Source organism: Lentibacillus daqui (genome assembly GCF_027186265.1).
Lineage (GTDB): Bacteria > Bacillota > Bacilli > Bacillales > Amphibacillaceae > Lentibacillus_C > Lentibacillus_C daqui.
Genome location: NZ_CP114176.1, coordinates 1,539,385 through 1,565,163 on the forward strand (window position 1 = coordinate 1,539,385; position 25,779 = coordinate 1,565,163).

General features: G+C 40.9%; 25 protein-coding genes, 1 other RNA gene and 1 other annotated feature. Of the genes, 22 read left to right on the top strand and 4 right to left on the bottom strand.

Annotated features, from left to right (window positions below):
- Nucleotides 1-84 precede the first annotated feature (84 nt).
- The 11 genes from safA to yajC all read left to right on the top strand — a co-directional run bounded on the left by safA (nucleotide 85) and on the right by yajC (nucleotide 8,920).
- Complete coding sequence (gene safA, locus O2S85_RS07730; protein ID WP_269412086.1) at nucleotides 85-1,116, top strand: SafA/ExsA family spore coat assembly protein; 1,032 nt, start codon at nucleotides 85-87, stop codon at nucleotides 1,114-1,116.
- Nucleotides 1,109-2,068: a phosphotransferase gene (locus tag O2S85_RS07735; protein WP_269412087.1), complete on the top strand. Its 960-nt coding sequence runs from the start codon at nucleotides 1,109-1,111 to the stop codon at nucleotides 2,066-2,068. The genes safA and O2S85_RS07735 overlap by 8 nt, the downstream gene beginning before the upstream one ends.
- A 63-nt stretch (nucleotides 2,069-2,131) precedes the next feature.
- On the top strand, nucleotides 2,132-2,881 hold the full coding sequence (gene nadE, locus O2S85_RS07740) for an NAD(+) synthase (protein WP_269412088.1): 750 nt from the start codon (nucleotides 2,132-2,134) through the stop codon (nucleotides 2,879-2,881).
- Nucleotides 2,882-2,945: 64 nt separating this feature from the next.
- Nucleotides 2,946-3,488, top strand: coding sequence for a YhcN/YlaJ family sporulation lipoprotein (locus O2S85_RS07745; protein ID WP_269412089.1), 543 nt, complete (start codon nucleotides 2,946-2,948; stop codon nucleotides 3,486-3,488).
- Nucleotides 3,489-3,726: 238 nt separating this feature from the next.
- Complete coding sequence (locus O2S85_RS07750) at nucleotides 3,727-4,458, top strand: YebC/PmpR family DNA-binding transcriptional regulator (protein ID WP_269412090.1); 732 nt, start codon at nucleotides 3,727-3,729, stop codon at nucleotides 4,456-4,458.
- A gap of 142 nt (nucleotides 4,459-4,600) precedes the next feature.
- A complete protein-coding gene (gene ruvA, locus O2S85_RS07755; RefSeq protein ID WP_269412091.1) occupies nucleotides 4,601-5,218 on the top strand; it encodes a Holliday junction branch migration protein RuvA in 618 nt (205 codons plus the stop codon).
- A gap of 12 nt (nucleotides 5,219-5,230) precedes the next feature.
- Nucleotides 5,231-6,235, top strand: a complete 1,005-nt coding sequence (gene ruvB, locus O2S85_RS07760; protein ID WP_269412092.1) for a Holliday junction branch migration DNA helicase RuvB — start codon at nucleotides 5,231-5,233, stop codon at nucleotides 6,233-6,235.
- A gap of 2 nt (nucleotides 6,236-6,237) precedes the next feature.
- Complete coding sequence (locus O2S85_RS07765) at nucleotides 6,238-6,429, top strand: DUF2905 domain-containing protein (RefSeq protein WP_269412093.1); 192 nt, start codon at nucleotides 6,238-6,240, stop codon at nucleotides 6,427-6,429.
- Between the two features lie 23 nt (nucleotides 6,430-6,452).
- Nucleotides 6,453-7,478, top strand: a complete 1,026-nt coding sequence (queA, locus tag O2S85_RS07770) for a tRNA preQ1(34) S-adenosylmethionine ribosyltransferase-isomerase QueA (protein WP_269412094.1) — start codon at nucleotides 6,453-6,455, stop codon at nucleotides 7,476-7,478.
- A gap of 23 nt (nucleotides 7,479-7,501) precedes the next feature.
- Nucleotides 7,502-8,641, top strand: a complete 1,140-nt coding sequence (gene tgt / locus O2S85_RS07775; protein WP_269412095.1) for a tRNA guanosine(34) transglycosylase Tgt — start codon at nucleotides 7,502-7,504, stop codon at nucleotides 8,639-8,641.
- Between the two features lie 18 nt (nucleotides 8,642-8,659).
- Nucleotides 8,660-8,920: a preprotein translocase subunit YajC gene (gene yajC / locus O2S85_RS07780; protein ID WP_269412096.1), complete on the top strand. Its 261-nt coding sequence runs from the start codon at nucleotides 8,660-8,662 to the stop codon at nucleotides 8,918-8,920.
- 135 nt (nucleotides 8,921-9,055) lie between these two features.
- On the opposite strand, the gene O2S85_RS07785 is transcribed toward yajC, so the two are convergent.
- Both O2S85_RS07785 and spoVB read right to left on the bottom strand, forming a co-directional pair.
- Nucleotides 9,056-9,436, bottom strand: a complete 381-nt coding sequence (locus O2S85_RS07785; RefSeq protein WP_269412097.1) for a TIGR04086 family membrane protein — start codon at nucleotides 9,434-9,436, stop codon at nucleotides 9,056-9,058.
- A 129-nt stretch (nucleotides 9,437-9,565) separates the two neighbouring features.
- Complete coding sequence (gene spoVB, locus O2S85_RS07790; RefSeq protein WP_269412098.1) at nucleotides 9,566-11,110, bottom strand: stage V sporulation protein B; 1,545 nt, start codon at nucleotides 11,108-11,110, stop codon at nucleotides 9,566-9,568.
- Nucleotides 11,111-11,315: 205 nt separating this feature from the next.
- Between spoVB and O2S85_RS07795 the strand changes: the two genes are divergently transcribed.
- From O2S85_RS07795 to dtd, 7 genes are all read left to right on the top strand, one after another.
- On the top strand, nucleotides 11,316-11,615 hold the full coding sequence (locus O2S85_RS07795) for a post-transcriptional regulator (RefSeq protein WP_269412099.1): 300 nt from the start codon (nucleotides 11,316-11,318) through the stop codon (nucleotides 11,613-11,615).
- Between the two features lie 55 nt (nucleotides 11,616-11,670).
- On the top strand, nucleotides 11,671-13,944 hold the full coding sequence (secDF, locus tag O2S85_RS07800; RefSeq protein WP_269412100.1) for a protein translocase subunit SecDF: 2,274 nt from the start codon (nucleotides 11,671-11,673) through the stop codon (nucleotides 13,942-13,944).
- 97 nt (nucleotides 13,945-14,041) lie between these two features.
- Entirely contained in the window at nucleotides 14,042-14,392 is a 351-nt protein-coding gene (locus O2S85_RS07805; protein ID WP_269412101.1) for a LapA family protein, read from the top strand.
- 73 nt (nucleotides 14,393-14,465) lie between these two features.
- Nucleotides 14,466-16,793 carry a single-stranded-DNA-specific exonuclease RecJ gene (recJ, locus tag O2S85_RS07810; RefSeq protein ID WP_269412102.1) on the top strand — a complete coding sequence of 776 codons (2,328 nt, stop codon included), beginning with the start codon at nucleotides 14,466-14,468 and terminating at the stop codon, nucleotides 16,791-16,793.
- On the top strand, nucleotides 16,783-17,295 hold the full coding sequence (locus tag O2S85_RS07815; RefSeq protein WP_269412103.1) for an adenine phosphoribosyltransferase: 513 nt from the start codon (nucleotides 16,783-16,785) through the stop codon (nucleotides 17,293-17,295). Before recJ ends, O2S85_RS07815 begins: the two co-directional genes overlap by 11 nt.
- 184 nt (nucleotides 17,296-17,479) lie before the next feature.
- Nucleotides 17,480-19,684 carry a RelA/SpoT family protein gene (locus O2S85_RS07820; RefSeq protein ID WP_269412104.1) on the top strand — a complete coding sequence of 735 codons (2,205 nt, stop codon included), beginning with the start codon at nucleotides 17,480-17,482 and terminating at the stop codon, nucleotides 19,682-19,684.
- A gap of 62 nt (nucleotides 19,685-19,746) precedes the next feature.
- Nucleotides 19,747-20,193, top strand: a complete 447-nt coding sequence (dtd, locus tag O2S85_RS07825) for a D-aminoacyl-tRNA deacylase (RefSeq protein ID WP_269412105.1) — start codon at nucleotides 19,747-19,749, stop codon at nucleotides 20,191-20,193.
- A 41-nt stretch (nucleotides 20,194-20,234) separates the two neighbouring features.
- Here dtd and O2S85_RS07830 read toward each other — a convergent pair whose 3' ends face one another.
- Nucleotides 20,235-20,954 (bottom strand): N-acetylmuramoyl-L-alanine amidase family protein, encoded by a 720-nt coding sequence (locus O2S85_RS07830; RefSeq protein WP_269412106.1) that lies wholly within the window; start codon nucleotides 20,952-20,954, stop codon nucleotides 20,235-20,237.
- Between the two features lie 90 nt (nucleotides 20,955-21,044).
- On the opposite strand from O2S85_RS07830, the gene O2S85_RS07835 reads away from it, so the two are divergent.
- The 4 genes from O2S85_RS07835 to ssrS all read left to right on the top strand — a co-directional run bounded on the left by O2S85_RS07835 (nucleotide 21,045) and on the right by ssrS (nucleotide 24,992).
- Nucleotides 21,045-21,218, top strand: a complete 174-nt coding sequence (locus O2S85_RS07835; protein ID WP_269412107.1) for a sigma factor-like helix-turn-helix DNA-binding protein — start codon at nucleotides 21,045-21,047, stop codon at nucleotides 21,216-21,218.
- A gap of 86 nt (nucleotides 21,219-21,304) precedes the next feature.
- Nucleotides 21,305-21,587: a binding site (T-box leader), on the top strand.
- Nucleotides 21,588-21,636: 49 nt separating this feature from the next.
- Nucleotides 21,637-22,920 carry a histidine--tRNA ligase gene (gene hisS, locus O2S85_RS07840; RefSeq protein WP_269412108.1) on the top strand — a complete coding sequence of 428 codons (1,284 nt, stop codon included), beginning with the start codon at nucleotides 21,637-21,639 and terminating at the stop codon, nucleotides 22,918-22,920.
- On the top strand, nucleotides 22,920-24,692 hold the full coding sequence (aspS, locus tag O2S85_RS07845) for an aspartate--tRNA ligase (RefSeq protein WP_269412109.1): 1,773 nt from the start codon (nucleotides 22,920-22,922) through the stop codon (nucleotides 24,690-24,692). Before hisS ends, aspS begins: the two co-directional genes overlap by 1 nt.
- A 112-nt stretch (nucleotides 24,693-24,804) precedes the next feature.
- Nucleotides 24,805-24,992, top strand: a non-coding RNA gene (gene ssrS, locus O2S85_RS07850) — 6S RNA.
- A gap of 50 nt (nucleotides 24,993-25,042) precedes the next feature.
- Here ssrS and O2S85_RS07855 read toward each other — a convergent pair.
- Nucleotides 25,043-25,714, bottom strand: a complete 672-nt coding sequence (locus O2S85_RS07855; RefSeq protein WP_269412110.1) for an RsfA family transcriptional regulator — start codon at nucleotides 25,712-25,714, stop codon at nucleotides 25,043-25,045.
- Between the last annotated feature and the right edge of the window lie 65 nt (nucleotides 25,715-25,779).

Here is a 25,779-nt window from a genome sequence, read left to right on the forward strand (position 1 = left end):
CTCAACATTTCAAGTCCAAATGCATATGTTGTTAAAGAGTGATTAGCCCAATTGTAAATAGAATTGAAGGGAGTTTGATTAAACTTGAAAATCCATGTTGTTCAAAAGGGCGATACATTGTGGGAACTTGCCAAAAAATATGGTGTTGATTTTAATGAACTGAAACAGCTTAACCCACAATTATCAAGTCCCGATATGATCATGCCGGGGATGAAAATAAAAATACCAGGTTCAACCAAAGCGGTACAAAAAGAAGGTATGAAAGAAACGCACCAACCGGCTGCTCACCCATATAAAGAGATGCAGCAGCCAAAACCGATCCCAGTTATTAAAGAAGAACAGAAGGAAAAACCGAAACACGTCCAGCCACATATGCCAATGCAGCCACAGATGCCACCACAACCGCAACCGATCCAGCCACATATGAATGTAGTACCACAACAGTCTGTAGCACCGCAACAATCTGTCGAGCAAATTCAACCGATTATCCAAATGCCGATCATGGAACAGGAGTTAAAAAATTATACGTCTGTTAATATTCCGGAAATGCAACATCATCATCATGAAAAACCAAAGAAACATCATAAAAAACCTCAGCATCAGCCAATGCCAATGCCACAGCCGATGCCAATGCCAATACCGCAGCCAGTGGCCATGGTACCAATGTGTTGTCATGTAGTAAATCCATGTGGTCCGCCACCGATGCCATGTGACTTTTTTCCAGTAATGGGTGCATTTGATGCAGGGCAGATGCAACCAATGCAACCAATGCATCACTATCACGGCCATGGAAAAATGATGGAATCATCCAGTATGGAAATGCCAATAAAACCGACACTATCTGCCGGTGAAAAGGATTGCGGCTGTAAAGAAAAAACACCATTTCCGCAATTTTCTCATGAGCACCCGATGCATCAACCGTTTTACAGCATGCAGTCACCAGATGATTGGCAAGCTTATCCAGAATGGCGGGAACAACAACCTGTACCAACCTATCCACCCCAGTGGTCAATGACACCAGAATATCAACCATTTCCAACACCACCGGGTTATCCAGATTTTTCAGCAGATGACCGGACAGTTGAAGATGATGAGGATGAATCTTCAGGTGAATAAGTATAATCAAGGAGACGAGATGCGAATTGATCGTCTCTCTTCTTTTTTATATCATAAAGGGCAATTGGATTGTATTAAAATAACACCGATTAAAGCACATGTCTTTCACATATCAACCCCCCAAAAAAACCACTATATCTTAAAGAAACATCCTAAACTAAAAGTGCTGCAACAACAATGGGATTTTTTTGATGCGATCGATTCACCGGTCGTTGTCCCATTCACACGATTCCCCAATGGCCAAAAATTCATTAAACATGACAATTCCCTTTGGACGATTGCGCCATTTGTCCGGGGAGAGAAATTGCATTATTCGATCGAACGTGATCGGCAAGAAAGTGTTGCCACGCTAAGGCGTTTTCATCAGGATGCGATGTCAGTCAATATTAGACATCCACTTGAACGCACACTGTTTTATGTCCGATGGTCTCACAGACTGGCACGATTTAAAAAAACAGAAAGGTGTTTTATGGAAAATGGTTACTCGACACTATTTCGGGATATTGTAAAAACAACCGAACTGCAATTATCGTTTATCAGTCACTTTGATTGGCGGAAATTAGAGCAAAGTACCGCAAAAAGGCCGGAGTGGATTCATGGAGATGTGGCAGGACATAATTTTATTCGTGGGTCAGGGGTACGGATGATTGATTTTGATTTACTTGCTTGTTCCCCTGCGCTTTACGATTATATTCAACTGGGTCAGCGGTTTTTACCTTATTTGGAATGGGATTTGGATAAATTGCTTGTATATGAAATGGTGGGGGAGAAAGAATTAAAATTGTGGATTCATGCAATGCTCGTGCCAACCGATGTTTTACGAGAATGGCTGCATTATTTGGGTAGCAATGCAGGTGAGTCGATGAAAGATTACTTACGAAGGATGGAAAACGACTGGCTAAAACGGCGATATTTTTTGAAAACCGCTAAATTAATGCTAAAATCAACGTAATCAATGTTTGTGAAAATAAACCAGATTTTCCACAACTCATCACAGTAAGAGGAGCGATATATCGTGAAAGAACTAGTCGAAAATATGGTACAATGGTTACAGCAACAGGTCAAGGAAGCGGGCGTGAAAGGATTGCTTGTCGGGGTGAGCGGCGGACTCGATTCTGCAGTTGTAGCTCATTTGATTAAGCGGGCTGCACCCGATCACTCACTAGGGGTAATTATGCCTTGTAAAAGTAATCCCACTGATATCAAACATGCAAATGACGTCGTAGCAAGCAGCAATATCAATGACATCACAGTCGATTTGACAGCCACACATGATACCCTTTTTACCACTATTTCGCAACAGGTAACCGAAAAACAGGAATGGCAGGAAGCAAATGAGCGACTTGCGGATGCCAATTTGCGAGCGCGCTTGCGAATGAGTACGTTATATACATTGGCAACCAACTATAACTATTTGGTGGTCGGAACCGATAACGCTGCAGAGTGGTATACAGGCTATTTCACAAAATATGGTGACGGAGGCGTTGATATCCTGCCAATGGTGGAATTAACCAAACAAAAAGTAAGAGAGGTAGCGGAATTTGTTGGAGTTCCGGACCATATTATCCATAAAAAGCCGAGTGCTGATTTGTGGGAAGGTCAAACCGATGAAGCGGAAATGGGTACCAGTTATGACGTAATTGATGCCTATTTACAAGGCAGGAAAATTCCTGAAAAGGATAAAGCGTTGATTGAAAAACTGCACAAACGGACAGAACATAAGCGAAACGGAGCAAAACATTTTCATATTGGTTATCCACTATGAAGGGATAATTTAACTGTGTTAAAAAACACCTCTTTCAACCAAGCTAATTGGTAAGGAGGTGTTTATGATGAAACAAAGCGTAATCGGCATTACCGGTTTAAGCTTACTGCTGTTATTCGGTTGTTCGAATACAAATACAGATAACAATGGTACTGCGCAAAATGATAATCCAAAAACACAATCCATCAATTATGAAACAAATCACGAACGCAATGACCGCTTGGGGATAAATGATCAATCAATCGGCGATCGTGGCGGATATCCGCAAAATGATCAAAGTGGCACAAATGCTTCAAATGGTCACAAAGGTAAATACTCCGATAACTATGTGAATGAAAAGTCAGATCAAATTTATCAGCGATTAATCAATTACAGGGAAATAAAGCAAGCACAAGTAGCCATCGCGGATGACAAAGTGATTGTTGCTTTAATGCTTAATGATTATAACGACCAAAATGTCCGTGACTTAGTGGTTAATGAAGTTAAAAAGGTTGAACCAGATAAAGAAGTCGTGATTTATACAGATGACATCCATTGGAATCGAGTACAAAATATGAAAGCTCGCGGGTCAACCGATGGACATGCAAATGGACCATATAATGATTAACCTTTGCTATTGTGGCAAAGGTTTTTTTCGCAACAAAGTATTAAGGGCCTTACGCGCCAAACTGGCTGATGAATGAAATGCCACTTTATCACGCATTAACCGGCAGTAATACCCTCACTCCGGGACTTCAGCTTAACCTGTGGGGGTAAACTGCCAGTAGATTCCTGATTTGAAGCTTTATTATTTACATGTTTTTTGGTATAGTGAAAAAGGAAATTTCTAGAGAGGAGAATGTCCGATGGCTGGTCATTCTAAGTGGAAAAATATACAACGACGAAAAAATGCGCAAGATGCCAAAAAGGGAAAAATATTTATGCGCCATGCGAAGGATATTTATATGGCGGCCAAAGCAGGCGGTGGCGATCCGACAACCAATGCAAACCTGCGCTTAACGATAGATAAAGCAAAAGCGGATAATATGCCAAACGATAATATCGATCGGGCAATTAAGAAGGCTACTGGTACACTGGATGGAGCAAATTTTGAAGAGCTCACATATGAGGGTTACGGTCCAGGCGGTGTGGCGGTTATTGTCAATGTTTTAACAGATAATAAAAATCGTACGGCTGCGGAGGTTCGCCATGCTTTTAAAAAGAACGGCGGCAATTTAGGGGAAAATGGCAGTGTCTCATTTATGTTTGACCGTCAAGGATATATTGTGATTGAAAATGAAGATGGTTCCGTTGATGAGGATGCAATAACACTTGATGCCATTGAGGCAGGTGCTGATGATATCGTCACCCAAGACGGCGCATATGAAATATATACATCACCGGATAATTTTTCAGCTGTTAGTGAACAGTTACGTGAGAGTGGTTACGAACTTGCCGAGGCTGAAGTTACGATGATTCCACAAACATATAACAAATTATCACCAGAAGATGAAGAAAAAATGCTGCAATTAATTGATCTGCTCGAGGATAACGAGGACGTGCAGGATATCCACCATAATATGGAGGAGTCAGAATAACGAGTTGTTGGTTCTGGCATGAAAAAAGCACCAATTCTAATATAATTGGTGCTTTTTTCATGTGACCCACTGTTCAATTCAGTATTAAAAAATAGTATAGATGTGATATGATTAGGGAAGAAATGCAAAGGAGCAGATCTATATGATTGCATACATTAGAGGTATGGTTACATTTATTCATGATAATTCTGTTATAATAGATGTTCAGGGTGTTGGATATGAGATAATATGTGCGAACCCGTTTGCATTTCAGTCATTGTTGGATAAGGAAGCATTTATCTATACATATCATTATGTTCGCGAGGATACACAAGTATTATACGGTTTTAAACGACAGGATGAAAAACTGTTATTTACCAAATTGCTTCAGGTGTCCGGTATTGGACCCAAAGGAGCGCTTGCAATCCTGGGGTCTGTAAATACGGCTGATTTTGTTGCAGCGGTAGAGCGGGAAGATGATAAATTTTTGACAAGCTTTCCCGGTATCGGAAAGAAAACAGCCAGACAGGTCATATTGGATTTGAAAGGTAAATTAACCAATATGCTGTCATTGGATACGCAGCCTCAAGACAAGGCTAATATGGCAGAGGAAAACAACAAAGAATTTGACAAAGGGTTGACGGATGCCCAGGAGGCATTAAAATCACTTGGTTATTCTGAACGTGAAATTAAAGCTATTTTACCGCAACTACAACAAGATAACGCTGTAAGTACTGACGAAATCATTCGTAAGGCACTGGGACTACTTGTTAAAAGTTAGGGGAGATGAAGCATGGAGGAGCGCATGGTTACAGGAGAATTACAGGCAGACGATGCGACTGACGAACTCAGTCTTCGCCCCACTACATTAAATCAATATATTGGGCAGCGGAAAGTAAAAGATAATTTGCGGATTTTTATTCAAGCGGCAAAAATGCGTGAGGAGCCACTTGACCATGTATTATTATATGGACCACCAGGATTGGGGAAAACAACGCTTGCTGCAATCATTGCGAATGAAATGGGTGTTCAGTTCCGTTCGACTTCCGGCCCTGCTGTTGAACGGTCGGGAGATCTTGCCGCTATTCTTTCGTCGCTTGAACCCGGTGACGTTTTATTTATTGACGAAGTACATCGACTGCCACGGTCGGTTGAAGAAATATTATATCCGGCAATGGAAGACTTTTTCCTGGATATTGTGATTGGTAACGGTCCAAGTGCCAGGTCGGTTCGTATTGATTTACCACCTTTTACATTGGTTGGGGCTACAACGAGAGCAGGTTTGCTTTCTGCCCCATTGCGGGATCGCTTTGGAGTTCTCAGCCGGTTGGAGTATTATGAAACGGAGGATCTATGCTCAATCGTAGAACGAACGGCGGAAATTTTTCAAACGTCGATCACCAAAGAGGCAGCCAATGAGGTAGCTGGACGGTCACGGGGAACCCCCCGAATAGCCAATCGATTATTGAAACGAATTCGTGATATTTCACAGGTTAAGGGTGAAAAAGAAATTAGCCTTAAAACAACCGATATCGCACTGGATATGCTGCAGGTTGATGATGTTGGACTGGATCATATCGATCATAAGTTATTAAAAGGGATTATTGAGGGATTTAAAGGCGGTCCGGTTGGCCTGGATACAATCGCTGCAACCATTGGTGAAGAATCACAGACGATTGAAGATGTTTATGAGCCATATTTATTGCAAATTGGCTTTATCCAGCGGACTCCGAGGGGAAGGATAGTCACCCCCAAAGCATATCAGCATTTTGGCTTAAAAGGAAACGATAGCGAATGAGTATGGGGAAACTATTCATTATTCTGGGGATTGTGTTCATTCTAATTGGGACACTTTGGACCTTTGTCGGCAAACTCCCGGGAGATATTAGTTTTAAAAAGGGGAATTTCTCCTTCCATTTTCCAATTATGACATCAATTGTCGTTAGTGTTATTTTATCGTTAATCCTGTATCTATTAGGACGATTTCGTTAGGACATAGCAAGGAGATTTTGAACATGGATATAGAAGATTTTGATTTTGATTTACCGGAAGAATTAATTGCACAAACTCCATTGAAAGACCGGTCCGCATCAAGGCTATTGGTATTAAATCGGGAAGCTAAAACAATGGAACATAAACATTTTACGGATATTAAACAATATTTGCATCAAGGGGATTGCCTTGTGTTAAATGATACACGGGTAATGCCTGCCAGACTTTATGGTATCAAAGAAGATACAGGGGCAAAAGTCGAAATTCTGCTTTTGCATCAACAGGAACAAGATAACTGGGAAGTACTAGCTAAACCTGCCAAAAAAATTAAACAGGGGACAAAGCTTGTTTTTGGGGATGGAAAATTGACAGCGACATGTTTGGACATTCTCGACCATGGTGGGCGAATCATGCAATTTGACTATGATGGTATTTTTTATGAAGTGTTGGATGAACTTGGTGAGATGCCGTTGCCGCCGTATATTAAACAACAGCTTCCAGAAAAGGAACGCTACCAGACGGTTTACGCCAAAGAAGAAGGATCAGCGGCGGCGCCAACAGCGGGATTGCATTTTACCACGGAATTGCTGGATGAGATACGGCAGATGGGGGTAACCATTGCCTTTATTACCTTGCACGTTGGTCTGGGAACATTTCGCCCCGTTAGTGTTGATAAAATTGATGAGCATAAAATGCATTCAGAGTTTTATCATATGTCAAAAGAAACCGCAAAAACCTTAACAGATGTCAAAAACCATGGCGGTCGCATTATATCTGTGGGTACGACATCAACGCGTACACTGGAAACGATTGTCCGCGACCACGGTGGGTTTGTGGAGGCAAGCGGGTGGACTGATATTTTTATTTATCCGCCATACGAATTTAAGGCTATTGATGGGTTGATCACCAACTTCCATTTGCCAAAATCAACCCTGATCATGATGGTTAGTGCCTTGGCTGATCGCAAGACGATTTTAGCTGCATATCACGAAGCCGTTGAAAAGCGCTATCGATTCTTTAGTTTCGGTGACGCCATGTTCATTATTTAAGTATACTGCGAAGGACGAATAACATGACTGCAATAACATATGAATTAATTAAGACGTGTAAACAATCAGGTGCCAGACTTGGAAAAGTGCATACACCACACGGTTCATTTGATACACCAATATTTATGCCAGTAGGTACCCTCGCGACGGTTAAGACGATGAGCCCGGAAGAATTAACCGGAATGAATGCCAGGATCATTCTTTCCAACACGTACCATTTATGGCTTAGACCGGGGGAGGATATCATTCAGGAAGCAGGTGGACTGCACAGATTTATGAACTGGGATAAACCGATCCTGACAGATTCCGGCGGTTTCCAGGTTTTTAGTTTAAGTGATATACGCGATATTAAAGAGGAAGGTGTGCATTTTCGTAATCATCTAAATGGAGAGAAACTATTTTTATCTCCGGAAAAATCAATCGACATCCAGAATAAGCTAGGGTCAGATATTATGATGGCATTTGATGAGTGCCCGCCGTATCCTGCAACGTATGAATATATGAAAGCATCTGTTGAACGCACATCGCGTTGGGCAGAGCGTTGTTTGCATGCCCACCGTAATGTGGAAAATCAGGGACTATTCGGGATTGTTCAAGGTGGGGAATATAAGAATTTACGCAAACAAAGCGCAGCAGATTTGGCATCATTGGATTTTCCGGGGTATGCAATTGGGGGTCTTTCGGTAGGGGAACCGAAAGAGGTTATGAACGAGATGCTCGAATTTACCGCTCCACTTCTACCAACAAATAAACCAAGATACTTGATGGGAGTAGGATCACCGGATTCGCTCATCGATGGCGCCATCCGTGGTGTGGACATGTTTGATTGCGTATTACCAACGAGAATTGCCAGGAATGGGACATGCATGACATCTAACGGGCGACTTGTTGTAAGAAATGCCAAATATGCCCGTGATTTTGGGCCAATTGATGAAAATTGCGATTGTCATGTGTGTCAAAATTATTCGCGAAGTTATATCCGACATTTAATAAAATGTAATGAAACGTTCGGATTTCGACTTACTACTTACCATAATTTATATTTTCTGTTAGAATTAATGAAGAAAGTACGAGAAGCGATACGTGACGATCGACTTTTGGACTTTAAAGAAGCATTCTTTGAACAATATGGTTTCAACCAGCCGAATGCCAGAAATTTTTAAAGAAGGGAGGAATATATAATGGACATGCTTATTCAATTATCACCGATTATTTTAATGTTTATTATCTTCTATTTTTTACTTATTCGTCCACAGCAAAAGCGACAAAAGCAAGTACGACAAATGCAGTCGGACCTAAAAAAAGGAGATAATGTTGTAACAATTGGTGGATTTCATGGTACCATTCACCAAATTGATGAAAATCTCATTGTTATTCAAGCTGGTGATGGAACAAAATTGACATTTGACCGTTCAGCGATTCGCGAAACAAAGGCGGACTAATAAAGGAAAAGCAGCAGACTTCGTATGAATTTGCAAATCATAAAAGGTCTGTTGCTTATGCTGCAAAAAGTTATTTTACATAGAAAAAGAGGAACAGGCATTGCCTGTTCCTCTTTTGGGTTAAATGGTATGAGTTTAATTGCTTTCCTGCCCTGCTACATTTACTCCGATAACACCACCAAAAAGGGCTGCAACAATAAATCCCAGGTGGTGCAGGGTCTGTTCCAATGAAAATGTTTGCTGGAAACCTAAATATTGTACAAGAAAGATAAATAGGGTAAAACCCAACCCTGTTACTGTTCCGATAATCCAACCCTTTTTTTTGCTTTTTACGCCGGCGACAATACCACCGATGAATAATGCAATAAGTCCGATGATTAAGCTGGCCCAGGATAGTGTCGTTTCATTCATGCTGGTAAATCGGAGCAGAAGTCCCAAAACAAAACTCGTTAACAAAATAAGACCGAGGATAACGATCCAGCCATACAGTAATGCGGTAAGCTGTTTTCCTCTCATAAATTCTTCCCTCCCTTGATTGTCCACTTACTGTCATTTTATTCGCCTGGACAGAAAATAGACTGAAAAATTTCAAATGACTGGTCTGTACCCTGTGTTGCCCCAGATGCTTTTGACACTGTCCAGAGATTAAACCCACTTTTGAATAATCGGAAGCTGCTTCAATTCTTCTCTGGTAATAAACCTTAGGACAAACAACAGAACAATATATAAACAGCCGATAACGAACAACATCAAAAAGAAAATCAGGATATTTGGATCCATATGTTGATAGATTGCTTTGAAAAATTCCCCTATAAACCAAGTAGTTACAAGCAAAACAATCATTTTTATCACATCTTTAAAAGGGATTGCATAACGAATCGCCTTGTTAAGGGATACCAAATGCAGCAAGGTTACCAATACAACACTCGCTGACATGGCGATTGCTACTCCCATAATTCCGAAATTCGGATTGGATGCCAACAAAATCAGTACGGTAAATTTACAGGCTGCACCAATCAAACTGTTCCACATGGCTGGCCTGGCCAAATCAAGGGCCTGTAATGCAGATTGTAATGGTGCCTGGATGTAAAGCAGTAAATAAAAAGGGGCCATAAGTACTAAGAATTTGCTTGCATTTCCGGTTCCATACATATATGTTAATATAGGTACGGAAAAAAGTGTTAGTATAATGGTGGCAAGTGCCCCGGAAGCAAAGGAAATACGAATGGATTGGTGGATTCGGTAATGAATTAATCGGTCATGTCTTTTTGCGTCCGCCTCAGATATCGATGGAACAAGGGCAATCGATAAGGAATTGGTAATAAATGTTGGCAAAAATAGTAATGGCAAGGCGAATCCGGTTAGTTCACCATACTGCTTTGTTGCCAGACTGCTTGATATTCCCGCGATAGCCAAACTTTGTGCGACCAGGATTGGTTCCAAAAAATTGGAGAAAGAACCAATTAAACGACTGCCTGTACTAGGCAAGGCAATCGAAAATAATTCTTTTAGTGTATGTTTACTAGCCTTTAGATACGTGAAAAATCGATAGCGAATCTTGATCGTTTTTTTACGCTTGAAAATTTGGATCATCACGAGCAAAGATACAAATTCGCCGAGAATAACACTAAACATGGCGCCGGCTGCTGCGTATTCAATCCCATAAGGCAGCAGCAGTTTAATGAATAAAGCAACACTGGTGATCCTGACAACCTGTTCGATGACCAGGGCATAGCTTTGCGGTTTCATGTTTTGTTTCCCTTGGAAGTACCCTTTAAGCACTGCAGAGACAGCGGTGATTGGGATAATTGGACTGATTGCAATCAATGGATATAACGTTCGTTTATCGGTTAAGGAAGCGACAAATGGTGAAAAAGCAATCATACCTATGGTAAAAACAATACTGGATACCGCAGTTACGATTAACGATACGGTCAGGATTTTTTTAACCTTCACACGATCATTTTTGGCTTCTGCTTCGGCCACACGTTTGGAAATTGCAACAGGCAAGCCTAATTGGGTCAGGGTCATGACGAGAAAGAGGGTTGGCAGTGCCATCATATAAATGCCTACACCTTCCTCGCCCAGAAATCGTGCAAGTACCATGCGATTGATAAATCCGAGAAAACGGGTAATCATACCAGCCATAATTAATATTAATGTTCCTTGTAGAAATGATTGTTTGGTCATTTTGTACGGCCTGCCTTCTCAAAAAATAAATTTTCGTATACAATGATATATATGCTATGAAGTTGGCCAAGCATGACAAGATTTACATCTTGTGGTGAAACGGTGTAAGATATTATTTGTTATTGATGATTACATAGGGTCAGAAATTACCTTGCAGCTGATTTTTTCTTTCGACAGGTATATCCCGATAACAGGAGGGAACAGTGTGGAAAAGGTGCAACGTGTGGAACAATGGAAATCACACATCAAGCCTGCATTGGATAGCAAGACGAGTGAGTTAAGGCTAATGGGGTATATGCAGGCAACCAATGATGACATTTGGGATTGCTTGGTAAAAAAGGTTTGGAAAGGAAACCCAACCAAACGTTTATATGAGGTGACGAATGATATTTTTCACCTTGCATCAAATGTATATATGAGTTATTTAACACTTGAAGCGTATCAGGATGATGATTTAGCAGCATCCATTGCGGCATTAACGGGCGATGGGAATGAAACAGATTAATGCAGTTTATCAGGTTTAAAACGCGCTACCGATATAAAGGGAGGCAATCTAGTAGATGAAAAACAGAGGCAGAATCGTTGCCTTTTTTCTAATCATCCTCTTGTTCGCGGGATTGATTGGGACAACGATAACAGGAATTACCAAGAAAATAAATTTGGGACTGGATCTGCAGGGCGGCTTTGAGGTCTTGTATGATGTGCATCCGGTTAATGAACATCAAAAGGTAGATCGGCAATTACTTGAGGCTACTGTTCGTACACTGACTGAGCGGGTGGATCGTCTTGGTATTAGTGAAGCGAACATCGATATTGAGGAGCCAAATCGGATCCGGGTTCAGCTTGCCGGGGTTAAAGATCAAAATGAGGCAAGGGAGTTACTAGCTACATCAGCCCGTTTATCTTTCAGGGATGTAAATGACAAAGAACTACTAAATGGTGCTGATGTAAAAGAAGGCAGCGCCAAACAGGATTTTGACCCGGACACAAAACAGCCGATTGTCACATTGTCGTTAAAGAGTGCCGAAAAATTTGCGGATGTTACGAGTAAAATTAAGGATATGAATGATCCAGATACACCTTATGCCGATAATTTGCTTGTTATCTGGATGGATTATCAAAAAGGTGATTCATTTGCCGAGGAAAATCAAAAAGATGATCCGAAATACATTTCCGCTCCACAAGTATCACAAACACTAAATACAACCAATGTAATGATCAGTGGAAATTTTACGGTTGATTCCGCGCAGCGTTTGGCGGATGTAATTAATTCAGGATCACTACCGGTTAATTTAACGGAAAAATATTCTACATCCGTTGGTGCGCAATTTGGGCAGCAAGCACTAAATAACACAGTGTTTGCGGGAATAATTGGTATAGCTGCGGTCTTCTTATTCATGATCGTTGTTTACCGTTTTCCGGGTCTGATTGCATCCATTAATTTAAGTATCTATATTTATCTCATTTTATTATTCTTTGAGCTGTTGCATGGTACATTGACATTACCGGGGATTGCCGCACTAATCCTTGGCGTTGGAATGGCTGTTGATGCGAATGTAATCACGTTCGAACGCATAAAAGAAGAAATGCGGGATGGGAAATCATTACAATCCGCATTTAAAGCAGGGACAAGCAACTCATTGCCGTCCATTCTTGATGCCAACATCACAACAATCCTGGCAGCTGCTGTACTGTTTATTTTTGGGACAAGCTCGATAAAAGGGTTTGCGACCATGCTGATTCTCAGTATTCTGGTTAGTTTCCTTACCGCCGTTTATGGTTCAAGACTTTTGCTGCAACTTTGGATTAAATCAAAGTTCCTGAAAAATCGTCCAGGCTGGTTCGGCGTGAAGAAAAAAGATATTCGGGATATCCGGGATCGGACCGAGGTTGAGCCAACGCTGTTTCGCCGGGAAATCAATCCGGTTAAACACCGAAAAAAATTCTTTATTGCATCGACATTGATGGTCATACTCGGTGTTATCGCACTTGCTATTTTCAAGTTAAATCCGGGAATTGATTTTACCAGTGGTTCAAGAGTGCAGATTATGAGTGATCATTCGCTATCAGCGGATGAAATTGTCAAAGATCTGGATGAGCTGGACATTAAACCTAAGGAAAAACCGGTTATTTCCGGGGATAACAATAATGTTGCGGTTATCCGTTACGATACGGTTCTTAATAAAGACAAAATCGCCGACTTAAAAGATTATGCCAATGACAAGTATGGTGAAGATCCTAGTGTTAGTGTGGTATCGCCAATTGTCGGGCAGGAACTGGTTAAGAATGCATTAAAAGCACTCGCAGTTGCTTCGATCGGCATGATTATTTATGTGGCGTTCCGATTCGAATTTTTCTTTGCGATTACTGCCATTATTGCGTTGCTCCACGATGTATTTTTCATCCTGGCATTCTTCAGTTTTACCAGGCTTGAATTTGATGCGACAATTGTTGCGGCGGTTCTGACCATTATTGGATATTCCATAAATGATACGATTGTTACCTTTGACCGGATCAGAGAAAATATCCGAAATAAAAAGCGGGTCAAATCGTTTGGAGAACTTGCCAAAATTGTCAACCGAAGTTTAGTACAAACAATGACGCGTAGTATCAACACGTCACTTACGACATTGATTGCTGTGTTGGCGTTCTTGTTTTTAGGTGCTGAATCGATTAGAGGATTTGGAATTGCCCTGGCAGTTGGACTGATTATAGGTACGTATTCGTCCTTGTTCCTGGCCTCCCAACTCTGGTTGGTATGGCGCGGTAAAATGCTGAAGAAAAAACCAGTTGTGTTTGCAAAGAAAAAACGTACAGAGGGACCGCAGGTTTAATATCAAAAATAACGATCCAAACCCTTGTTACATTTTGGTAACAAGGGTTTGTTTGCTAATAAATCAGGGTAATAAACATGACATAAGGAGGAGCATTATGCGTGGACAAACTTATGTAATTTTGGCAATTGTTGTTGTGATCATTGTAGCTATATTTGCGGTGACCAATGTTGATACGGTTGAGGTAAATTATCTGTTTTGGTCAGGCTCGGCACCGCTTATTCTGGTTATATTATTTTCCGTTTTGATGGGGGGCATTATTACTGCCGCTGTTGGGGCGATCCGATTATTTCGATTGCAGCGGGAAGCCCGGTCACTAAAAGCAGAGAATCGGGAAATGAAGCAATTATTGCAGAAACATGGATTGGCTGATAAGTTGCGTCATCAGTATGATAAACAACAGTCAGCGAACAGCAATAAAGATAACCCAAATAATTCAACGCGCTGACAAGAGGTTTACACTTTTCTGATTGCCACTCCTGACATGATTTGTGTATAATAGGCTAGTCAGGGGTGAAAGTATGCTATCAAGTAGTAAAAAGTGGAAGTTTACGACAACAGAGGAATCGTCACAATTAGAAGACGATAGGTTAACAGTATCACCGATAATAAGAGATCTTTTAATACAACGCGGAATAACAACTACCGATCAAGCGGTTGATTTCTTATCTCCCAGCCTGGCAAAATTACACAATCCTAGCTATCTGGCATCAATTGAAAGGGCTTGTGCCCGTGTACATACAGCGATTGAACAACAAGAACCAATCCTTGTCTATGGGGATTATGATGCGGATGGTGTCAGCTCGACCGCCGTATTATTATTAGCTTTACAAACACTTGGTGCGAACTGCGATTATTATATTCCCAACCGGTTCACGGAAGGATATGGACCGAATGAAGCAGCCTTTCAAAAGGCATACACAAATGGCTTTCGTTTGATCATAACGGTCGATAATGGAATAGCGGCCGTTCATGAAGCGGATGTTGCAAAAGAGCTGGGGATAGACTTAATTATCACGGACCATCACGAACCACAGGAAACACTACCGGATGCGTTTGCCATCGTTCATCCAAAGTGTTCACCTGATTATGTTTTTTCAGAGCTTGCCGGGGTTGGTGTTGCTTTTAAATTTGCTGAACAGCTATTAGGTTATTTTCCCGAACAATTATTGGATCTTGTGGCAATTGGAACCGTTGCCGACTTGGTTCCGTTGATTGACGAAAATCGCATATTGACATTCCACGGTTTGCAAAAGCTAACAAAAACAAAGCGACCTGGATTAAAAGCACTAAAAAAGATTTGTAACATAGAAGGAATCGTAACCGAAGATGATATTGGCTTTTTAATTGGACCACGCCTTAATGCTGTTGGACGCATGCAAGATGCCGGCTTAGCAGTTCAGTTATTGCTCTATGATGATTTGAATGAGGCAGCAGAGTTGGCAGAAATGGTAGAAGCGTTAAACAAACAACGAAAGAAAGTTGTTGCCGAAATTGTCAAGGAAGCAGAGGATATGATTTCCCCAAAATCCCGTGAAGGTGTGATTGTTGTTGCCAAAGAGGGCTGGAATGAAGGTGTCTTGGGGATAGTAGCCTCCAGATTGGTGCAAAAATATGACCGTCCGGCAATCGTGTTGGCAATAAACCCGGAACAAGAATCGGCAAAAGGCTCTGCACGAAGTATACCTGCCTTTGATCTTTTCCGAAATTGCATGAGGTACCGGGAACTATTTACACATTTTGGCGGTCATTCCCAAGCAGCTGGTATGACGTTGCCAATGATGAATGTCACTAAATTAACCGATGGATTGAATGAATGCATCCAACGGGAATTAACTGAAGATGATTTTAAGCAGGAAATCGTAGTGAACAAAACAGTAAATATAGCCGAAGTTAATGAGTCTCTGATAACAGAAATCAGCCAACTCGCGCCGTTTGGTATGGCTAATCCAAAACCTGTTTTTCATATAAAACATATACCGACAGACATTCGCCAGCTGGGAAATAATCAAGCACATTTAAAATTGCAGTTTCGGGATGCTACCGGACAACTGGATGGAATTGGGTTTGGTCTGGGGGGATTATTCCCGAAAATCTCATCGCAAACTGCTGTATCGCTCGTTGGCGAGTTAGGAATTAATGAATGGAATGGCATCCGAAAACCACAAATGGTAATCCAGGATTTACGAATTGATGAATGGCAGCTGTTTGATCATCGCGGAAAAAAAGATGTTTCTATTTTACAATACGATCCTGATCCGAATACTGATTTAGTGGTATGTGAAGCAAAGTCCGAACGCATTCCGGAACAAATCAAGACAATCAGCTACGAAACGGACCTTTCAATTGTATCTCAGGTAAAATCTTTATATCTATTCGATCTTCCACCAAGTTTAGAACAGCTTGAGGAATTAATTAAGCGAACGCAACCCTCACGTATACATGCCTGTTTCTATGTGGAAAATAGTAAGTATATGCAAGTATTTCCGTCTAGAGATGATTTCAAATGGTTTTATAAACAAATCCTTATTCATAAGTCGATTGATTTGCATCAACAGCTGGAGATGTTGATGCAGGCAAGAGGATGGACGAAGGATCGCATTATTTTTATGTCAAAGGTGTTTTTTGAGTTGGGATTTGTTAAAATAGAGAATGGAGTTATTCGGGTAAATACAAGCCCTGTTAAACGTGATTTACAAGATTCAAAAGTTTTTCAGGAGCGATTAAGACAAGCTGATATTGAAAAGACCTTATACTATTCCAATTATCCAACATTAAAAAAGTGGTTTTCATTATGGATGAATGATACCGAAGCGAGCAGGAAGGAAGAAGTAACCCATGGATTATAAAAACTATATTAAAATAGTGGAAGACTGGCCAAAGGCTGGCGTTCAATTTAAAGATATTACCCCATTGATGGCTAATGGTGACGCATTTAAAGCTGCTACGGATGAGATTGTGAACTTTGCAAAAGAAAAGGCTATCGATCTTGTAGTTGGTCCGGAAGCAAGAGGATTTATTATCGGTTGTCCGGTTTCGTATGCCTTGGGGGTTGGATTTGCACCTGTTCGAAAGGAAGGAAAGCTGCCACGTGAAGTGATTAAGGTGGACTATGGGCTGGAATACGGTAAAAATGTTCTGACCATCCATAAAGATGCCATTGAACCAGGACAGCGTGTATTAATAACAGATGATCTACTTGCCACTGGTGGTACAATAGAAGCAACGATTAAATTAGTTGAAGAACTTGGCGGGGTTGTTGTAGGCTGTGCCTTTTTAGTTGAACTTACCTATTTAAATGGACGGGATAAGCTTACCGGCTATGAAGTTTTGACTTTGATGGAATATTGATAGGTGTTTTTGAAGATATAATAGGTCTGGCGATTGTTATACATTTTCGTCAGACTTCTTAATTTATAGCTCGTGTTCAAAAAGGAGGGCTTGTACAGGACACAGGACGCGGCCGGTTTAGCGGAAGTTCCCCCTTTATACAACCTCTAAAAAGAATGCTAAAGCAGCGAATAAAGGTGATTACATGGCAAAAGAAACAATAATGACAGTGGAGAATGTGATAAGTGAAGCGGAAAAGTATCTTGATGAAGAAGATATTGCGTTCATCCGCCGTGCATACGAATTTGCATACGAGGCGCATCGGGGCCAATTTCGCAAGTCAGGGGAGCCGTATATTATTCACCCGGTTCAGGTTGCTGGGATCCTTGTTGGTTTGGAAATGGATCCGGAAACGATTGCCGGTGGGTTTTTGCACGATGTGGTAGAGGATACAACGATTACGCTTGATCAAATTGAAGAAGCGTTCAATCATGAAGTCGCCATGCTTGTTGATGGTGTAACGAAGCTTGGCAAAATAAAATATAAATCAAAAGAAGCACTTCAAGCCGAAAATCACCGTAAAATGTTCGTAGCCATGGCAAAGGATATACGTGTTATTCTAATCAAATTGGCGGATCGGCTGCATAATATGCGGACATTAAAGCATTTAAAACCGGAAAAACAGCGTCGTATCTCGAATGAAACGCTGGAAATTTTCGCACCGTTGGCCCATCGATTAGGAATATCTACCATTAAGTGGGAGCTGGAAGATACTGCTTTACGTTACTTAAATCCGCAGCAATATTATCGGATCGTTCAATTAATGCGGCAAAAAAGAGACGAACGTGAAAAGTATGTCAAAGAAGTAATGGATGAGGTGAATGAACAGCTGGAGGATGTGCATATTAAAGCGAATATTTCCGGCAGACCCAAACACCTGTATAGTATTTACCGAAAAATGGTTAAACAAAACAAACAATTTAACGAAATTTATGATTTGCTTGCCGTCCGTATCATTGTAAATAGTATTAAGGATTGTTATGCAGTATTGGGTATTATTCATACCTGTTGGAAACCTATGCCGGGCAGATTCAAAGATTACATTGCCATGCCCAAGCCAAATCTATATCAGTCATTACACACAACGGTTATCGGGCCAAAAGGAGATCCGTTGGAAGTACAAATACGAACGAAAGAAATGCACGAAATAGCTGAATATGGTATTGCTGCACATTGGGCCTATAAGGAAGGCAAACAGGTAAACAAAAATAAACAGTCATTTGAAAAAAAATTAACCTGGTTCCGGGAAATTCTCGAGTGGCAAAATGAAGCGCATGATGCCGAGGAGTTCATGGAATCCTTAAAGGTCGATTTGTTTTCGGACATGGTATATGTTTTTACCCCAAAAGGAGACGTTATTGAATTGCCATCTGGTTCTGTTCCGCTGGATTTTGCCTATAAAATCCATACAGAAATCGGCAACCAGACAATTGGTGCAAAGGTTAACGGGAAAATGGAGCCGCTTGATTATCAGCTAAAAAACGGCGACATTGTTGAAGTGATGACTTCGAAACATTCCTATGGACCTTCACAAGACTGGCTAAAGGTTACCCAAACATCGCAGGCTAAAAACAAAATCAAACAGTTTTTTAAAAAGCAACGCCGGGATGAAAATATTGCCAAAGGAAAAGAATTAGTTGCCAAAGAAATTAAGGCATTGTCGTATGAGCCAAAGGATGTATTAACAACAGAAAATCTTCAACGTGTTTTTGAAAAATTTAATTTCGCGAATGAAGATGATATGTATGCTGCAGTTGGTTATCAGGGGATAACGGCAGCACTCATTGCAACACGGCTGACGGATAAACTGCGGAAAGAAAAACAAAAGGAGCAGGAACTTTCGCAGACACTTGAAGAGGTGAAAGCGGATGTAAACCAGAAGAAGCCTGCACGCAAACGGGATTCAGGTGTCAAGGTAGAAGGCGTCGATAATGTCTTAGTGCGGTTGTCCAAATGCTGTAATCCGGTTCCGGGTGATCCGATAGTCGGTTATATTACGAAAGGTCGCGGTGTCTCTGTTCATCGTGCAGATTGTCCCAATGTACAGACAGAGGAAGCGAAACAACGTTACTTGCATGTGGAATGGGAAAATCATCAGGTAGACAAAAAGCAGTATCATGTGGATTTGGAGATATCCGGATATGATCGACGAGGCTTGTTAAATGAAGTATTACAGGCAATCAATGAAACAAAAACCAATATTACACAGGTTAATGGTGGCTCAGACCGCAACAAAATAGCTAACTTTACCATTACCATTTTGGTCCATAATACAGCTCATTTACGGAAAATTGTCGAACGAATTAAACAAATCAAAGATATTTATACAGTGACTCGAACATTACAATAGGTGAAGTAAAGTGTTCCAGGTCGGACTTTTGGAACATCTTTGCAAAAGGGGGAGCACAATCGTTGAAGGCTGTAGTTCAACTGGCACATCGAGCGAGTGTCTCGGTGAATAGAGAAATAATTGGCGAAATAAAAGAAGGGTTGGTCGTTTTCCTGGGGGTGACCCACGGGGACACAAAGGCAGATGCTGAATATCTCGTTCGTAAAATTGTTCATATGCGTATCTTTGAAGATGAAGATGGAAAAATGAATAAATCGCTAAAGGATGTTTCCGGCGGGTTACTGTCGATATCCCAATTTACCTTATACGGAGATACGAGAAAGGGAAGAAGACCTAATTTCATGCAAGCGGCAAAACCGGATCAGGCAAACGAGCTATATCATTATTTTAATGAGCTTGCAGGTGCAGAAGGTGTTCTCGTTGCCACTGGTCAATTTGGTGCAATGATGGATGTATCATTTACCAACCCCGGCCCTGTAACCATGATTATTGATAGCAAAGACAGGTAGCAAAGGGATGATGGTGGTAACGCTATTCCTTTGCTCAAGGATCAATCGGTTGCGTGTTCTTTTGAGAAAAATGTAAGTAATCCTTTCGTGATTCCGTCAACCATCAGCTGCTGGTAGTTTTTGTCCAGGAGCTTTTGTTCTGTTTCTTGATTGGATAAAAACCCTAGTTCCAAAAGAATGGCAGGTTTTATGTTATCCCTAAGGACCTGAAAGTCAGCAAAGGAAATTCCTCGGTCATTCGCCTTTGTTTCCCCAATAATGTTTGTTTGTACTACTTCAGCCAGCTGTTTGTTTGCTTTATCATAATAAAAAGTACTAATCCCTGTTACTTCAGGCAACTCTTGTACACTGTTATAATGAATGCTGATGAAAGCATCTGTTTCATTCATATTGGCAAGATTCGCCCGGGTTGCCAACGTTATATAATCATCATGTTCCCTGGTCATGATAACGTCTGCACCTATTGTAGTTAGGATCTTTTTTAATAATGAGGCAGTTTCATATGTCAGGTCTTTTTCAAAAACTCCGGAAGTACTAATAGCCCCCGTATCCGTTCCGCCATGACCCGCATCAATTACGATCGTTTTGTTCCTCATTCGTTCATCTGTCTGTGAAGGATTATCGTTTGTGATTTTCGGTGATGGCTCATTGGTATTCATGTCAGTTTCTTGTTTGCTTGTTTCTATTCGATAAAAATAAATAATAAAGGCTAAACCGCAAACAATTCCAAAACAAAACACAAGCTTTAACCAAGTGCGCAAGTAGATTCCTCCTTGTTTAAGCTGTTAGTATGCCATTTTCATTCATAAAAAATGCATTAATCGGCAAAACTAATTGCAGGAGGAATGAGTATGCGATATGCCGATAAGCATTGGAATGCACAACAGAACAAAGATATATATGGAGTGGATCTTCATCGGTTCATGGAGTTGGAGAATAGTTTGAACCATCTGGAAATAGCCCAGGAGTTGGGAATTTCACTAGGTGAGGTAAAAATGTTAAAGAAGAAGATCATTCGCGCTTGACTTTCTATTTCACACCGCTTATGATTATAATCATTCGAAACAATATCGGAGCATGAATTCGTGATTTACGGACAATTTCTAATTAATACACACCGCTCGAGGGAAAGAGTAATTGAAAACCAGGTGAACAGAGAGAAAATGCCAGTGGCTGAAAGCATTTTTACATGATGGTCCAATGAAAGACATTCCTTAGGTTCGGTATCGAAATGAATAAATCCGTTCGGCCAAATATGATATAAAATTGATATATGGTGAAAAGACAGGATTTATTTAGTAGGTATGGACGTTTTGCAGGCGTTAACTGTGAAAGGTGGATGCATAGGTTTGCATCAATCAGGGTGGCAACGCGGGTTAGCTCTCGTCCCTTTTATTTAGGGACGGGGGTTTTTATATTATGTCAGGATTTGGAGGTATAACCATGAGTATGAAAGCACCGAGGGGAACAAACGATATTCTTCCTGAAGATGCAAAGAAATGGCAATACGTTGAAAAGGTAATCAAAAACATTTGTGATCGATTCCATTATGAGGAAATTCGTACGCCATTATTTGAACATACCGAGGTATTCCAACGCGGGGTTGGTGATACTACCGATATTGTGCAAAAAGAAATGTATACGTTTCTTGACCGGGGCGGGCGAAGTATCACTTTACGTCCGGAGGGTACAGCAGCAGTCGTACGAGCATTTGTTGAGCACAAACTATATGGTTCAGCAATCCAACCGGTAAAATTATTTTATTTTATGCAAATGTTTCGTTATGAACGGCCACAGCAAGGTCGGATGCGGCAATTAAATCAATTTGGTGTAGAGGTACTTGGCAGTGCTGATCCAGCAGTTGATGCCGAGGTGATATCACTGGCCATGACTTGTTACCAGGAGCTTGGATTAACATCGCTTAAGCTGGTTATCAATAGTTTAGGGGATAAGGAGAGTCGCGATCATTATCGACAAGCGTTAGTTGATCATTTCACACCACATAAGGATGAACTTTGCACAGATTGTCAAACACGCCTGACCCAAAATCCATTACGCATTCTGGACTGTAAGAAAGATCGGGATCACCCGGCAATGAAAACAGCCCCGTCCATACTTGATTATTTAAATGAGGAGTCGGCAACTTATTTTGAACAGTTGAAAGACTACTTAACAAGAATGGGAATTTCATACACGGTTGATAAAAATCTTGTTCGCGGATTGGATTATTACAATCATACTGCATTTGAAATTATGAGTGATGCAGAAGGATTTGGTGCGATTACAACATTATGTGGTGGCGGCAGATATAACGGCCTTACCGAGGAATTAGGCGGACCTGATACACCGGGAATTGGTTTCGGTATGGGGCTTGAGCGATTGCTGCTGGCGATGGAGGCGGAACACATCGAGATTCCCATTGATAATGATTTGGATTGTTATCTTGTTGCGGTTGGGGATCAGCCTAAAAAACAGGCAGTTTCACTTGCTCATGAGCTAAGGAAACAAGGAATCCAGGTGGATCAGGATTATCAAGGGCGAAAAATGAAAGCACAATTAAAATCTGCTGACAGGTTGCACGCAAAATTTGTTCTGATTCTTGGAGAAGAAGAATTGGCAAAGCAGGTGATAACGGTTAAAACAATGAAAACCGGTGATCAACAAGAAATTGCACTTTCCCGGTTAGCTGACGAAATGAAAGATTTGCTTGAGGGAGGAAGTAACTAATGCATGAACGGGTTCAAGCAGGTACATTAACAGAGAAGCATATAAATTTTGATATTTTATTGAAAGGCTGGGTACAAAAACGACGGGATCTGGGTGGTTTAATCTTTATTGACTTACGGGATCGTTCAGGTATTGTTCAGGTTGTGTTCAATCCCGCAGTTTCTCAGGATGCACTCGCCGTTGCAGAGGATGTACGTAATGAATATGTAGTTGAAATAACAGGAAAAGTAGTAAAACGGGATGAATCAACGGTAAATGAGGCGATGGCAACCGGGCATATTGAGGTCCTTGCCTCCAGCCTGGTTGTGCTAAATAAGGCGAAAAACCCACCATTTATGATTCAGGATGAGACAGATGTGAGTGAGGATTTACGCCTGAAGTATCGGTATTTGGATTTACGCAGGAATACATTGCAAAAGACTTTTAAGCTAAGGCATCAGACAACTCAGACAGTAAGGAACTTTTTGAACGATGAAGGTTTTTTGGAAATGGAGACACCTATTTTAACCAAGAGTACACCAGAGGGGGCTCGAGATTATTTAGTACCAAGCAGGGTACATCCAGGCGAATTTTATGCTTTGCCGCAATCACCACAGTTGTTCAAACAATTAATCATGATGTCCGGGTTTGAAAAATATTATCAAATTGCCCGCTGTTTTCGTGATGAGGATCTACGTGCGGACCGGCAGCCGGAGTTCACGCAAATTGATATTGAAACATCATTTATGTCAAGTGACGAAATTATGGAAATGACCGAGCGAATGATGAAAAAAGTAATGAAGGAAGTAAAAGGTCTGGACGTTTCGTTGCCTTTTCCCCGTTTATCTTATGATGAAGCAATGCAGCGTTATGGCTCGGATAAGCCAGATACAAGATTTGCGATGGAATTGATTCATGTATCTGATATTGTTCAGGATTCCTCTTTTGGTGTTTTCAAGCAGGCAATTGCCAATGGGGGAAAAGTATGTTTGTTAAATGTAAAGCAGCAGGCAAACAATTTTTCCAGAAAAGATATTGATAAACTGACTGAATTTGCCAAGATCTATAATGCCAAAGGATTAGCCTGGCTCAAGCTGGAAAACGATGGAGTCAAAGGACCAATTGCCAAATTTTTATCTGATGCTGAAAAACAAAATCTAATCAATCGGGCAGAAGCGACTGAAGGGGACTTACTGTTATTTTGCGCTGATAAGACAAGCATTGTTTATGACAGTCTTGGTGCATTACGATTGAAGCTGGGCAAGGAATTGAACTTAATCGATGAAACGCAATTTAATTTCTTGTGGGTGACAGACTGGCCACTTCTGGAGTACGATGAGGATACGGAAAGATATTCTGCAGCCCATCATCCATTTACGATGCCGCAAGAAGCGGACTGGGATAAGTTAACGTCTGATCCCGGAAATGTTCGGGCAATCGCCTATGACATTGTATTAAACGGTTATGAGCTTGGTGGCGGATCCCTCCGTAATTATAAACGCGAACAGCAGGATAAAATGTTTGAGGTGTTGGGATTTAGTAAAGAAAAAGCGGAAGAGCAATTTGGCTTTTTACTTGATGCCCTGGAATATGGCGCACCTCCCCATGGTGGAATCGCACTTGGATTAGACCGGATTATTATGCTGCTCGCAGGATGGACAAATATGCGGGATACGATTTTATTTCCAAAAACAGCATCTGCTTCCGACTTATTAACGGAAGCGCCAAGTGAGGTAAGTACAAACCAATTAGATGAGCTCTCTATTCAACTACAGAAGAAATATGAAGATTAAAGTAAATTGTTGTGATATCGAAACAAAAGTAATTAATTTTTCATATTCTTAAATATTGAAAAAGTTAACTCCTTATGATATTATTATTTTTACAAACAATTAGGTTTGTTGGTCAATCCTGATGTGTACGTTTGGTATATTGTTTTGACCGAACATTAATATAACCGGGAGCTTGCAGGTTTCCATGTTGCGTGCATGCCTCTACTTACATGAAGCGGGGACGTACAATGTATGGAACAGAGCACCCACCTGCGTAGAGCGGGATCAAAACCAGGAATTAAACGGCACATTGGGATTGATCTTACATAGTTAACAATCAATAAAAAACTCTTCCTGTAGGGAAGAGTTTTTTATTGATTGGAACTTTGGGCAATTTGTTGCAAATTACCATTTTTGTCCATCCTAAATGCGGGTGGCTTCATATTACCCTGATCTTCAAAAACAGTCATTTTTCTAGCGCGATCCATAATTTGCATAAACACTTGATAATCCTCCTGAATAGTTGCCAGCTGTTTCTCGGTTTGTGCCAACTTCTGTTCCAATTCATCCACCTGTTCGTTTAACCTGGCGTTTTCCTCTTGCATAGCTTCCAAGCTTTGTTTTGATTGATTGGAAGCATGATAGTCTTTTTTTACCTCATTCAGGTATTGGATCACCATATCTAAAGTAAGTGCGGATGTATTCGCTGGAACACTATCTGAACTAGTTTCCGTTACAACCGGTCTCTCTTTGTTTGGCTGCGGTAATGAAATTGCTGTTTTTCTAGACTTCGGTAAGCTTTGTGCTATTGCCCGTTTCTTTTCTTTTCGTTGTCTTTTTGCCAAATCAATAGCATGATCATATTTCCTTCTTACCTCGGCATTCCAACGAAACCCGCATGCTGCCGATGTACGATTTAATTTATCCCCAACTTCTTCAAATGCGTTAAGCTGGGTGCTGCCTTCCCTGATATGCCGTAATACGGTTTCCGCTAATAATAGATCATCCTCATGTGACCATGCATCCTGTCTAACCTTAACCAATATCATTCATCTCCTTTTTCGATTCACGAGATATCATCATAATTCCATAGATTGATTATCTAGTA

Bases quoted from the DNA above. Each gene is read 5' to 3' on its own strand.
- secDF (WP_269412100.1), top strand. From the start codon at position 11,671: ATGAAAAACAGAGGCAGAATCGTTGCCTTTTTTCTAATCATCCTCTTG.
- O2S85_RS07820 (WP_269412104.1), top strand. From the start codon at position 17,480: ATGGCAAAAGAAACAATAATGACAGTGGAGAATGTGATAAGTGAAGCG.
- ruvA (WP_269412091.1), top strand. From the start codon at position 4,601: ATGATTGCATACATTAGAGGTATGGTTACATTTATTCATGATAATTCT.
- O2S85_RS07815 (WP_269412103.1), top strand. From the start codon at position 16,783: ATGGATTATAAAAACTATATTAAAATAGTGGAAGACTGGCCAAAGGCT.
- yajC (WP_269412096.1), top strand. From the start codon at position 8,660: ATGGACATGCTTATTCAATTATCACCGATTATTTTAATGTTTATTATC.
- O2S85_RS07835 (WP_269412107.1), top strand. From the start codon at position 21,045: ATGCGATATGCCGATAAGCATTGGAATGCACAACAGAACAAAGATATA.
- queA (WP_269412094.1), top strand. From the start codon at position 6,453: ATGGATATAGAAGATTTTGATTTTGATTTACCGGAAGAATTAATTGCA.
- O2S85_RS07765 (WP_269412093.1), top strand. From the start codon at position 6,238: ATGGGGAAACTATTCATTATTCTGGGGATTGTGTTCATTCTAATTGGG.
- O2S85_RS07745 (WP_269412089.1), top strand. From the start codon at position 2,946: ATGATGAAACAAAGCGTAATCGGCATTACCGGTTTAAGCTTACTGCTG.
- recJ (WP_269412102.1), top strand. From the start codon at position 14,466: ATGCTATCAAGTAGTAAAAAGTGGAAGTTTACGACAACAGAGGAATCG.
- hisS (WP_269412108.1), top strand. From the start codon at position 21,637: ATGAGTATGAAAGCACCGAGGGGAACAAACGATATTCTTCCTGAAGAT.
- tgt (WP_269412095.1), top strand. From the start codon at position 7,502: ATGACTGCAATAACATATGAATTAATTAAGACGTGTAAACAATCAGGT.
- spoVB (WP_269412098.1), bottom strand. From the start codon at position 11,110: ATGACCAAACAATCATTTCTACAAGGAACATTAATATTAATTATGGCT.
- O2S85_RS07785 (WP_269412097.1), bottom strand. From the start codon at position 9,436: ATGAGAGGAAAACAGCTTACCGCATTACTGTATGGCTGGATCGTTATC.
- O2S85_RS07750 (WP_269412090.1), top strand. From the start codon at position 3,727: ATGGCTGGTCATTCTAAGTGGAAAAATATACAACGACGAAAAAATGCG.
- aspS (WP_269412109.1), top strand. From the start codon at position 22,920: ATGCATGAACGGGTTCAAGCAGGTACATTAACAGAGAAGCATATAAAT.
- ruvB (WP_269412092.1), top strand. From the start codon at position 5,231: ATGGAGGAGCGCATGGTTACAGGAGAATTACAGGCAGACGATGCGACT.
- O2S85_RS07805 (WP_269412101.1), top strand. From the start codon at position 14,042: ATGCGTGGACAAACTTATGTAATTTTGGCAATTGTTGTTGTGATCATT.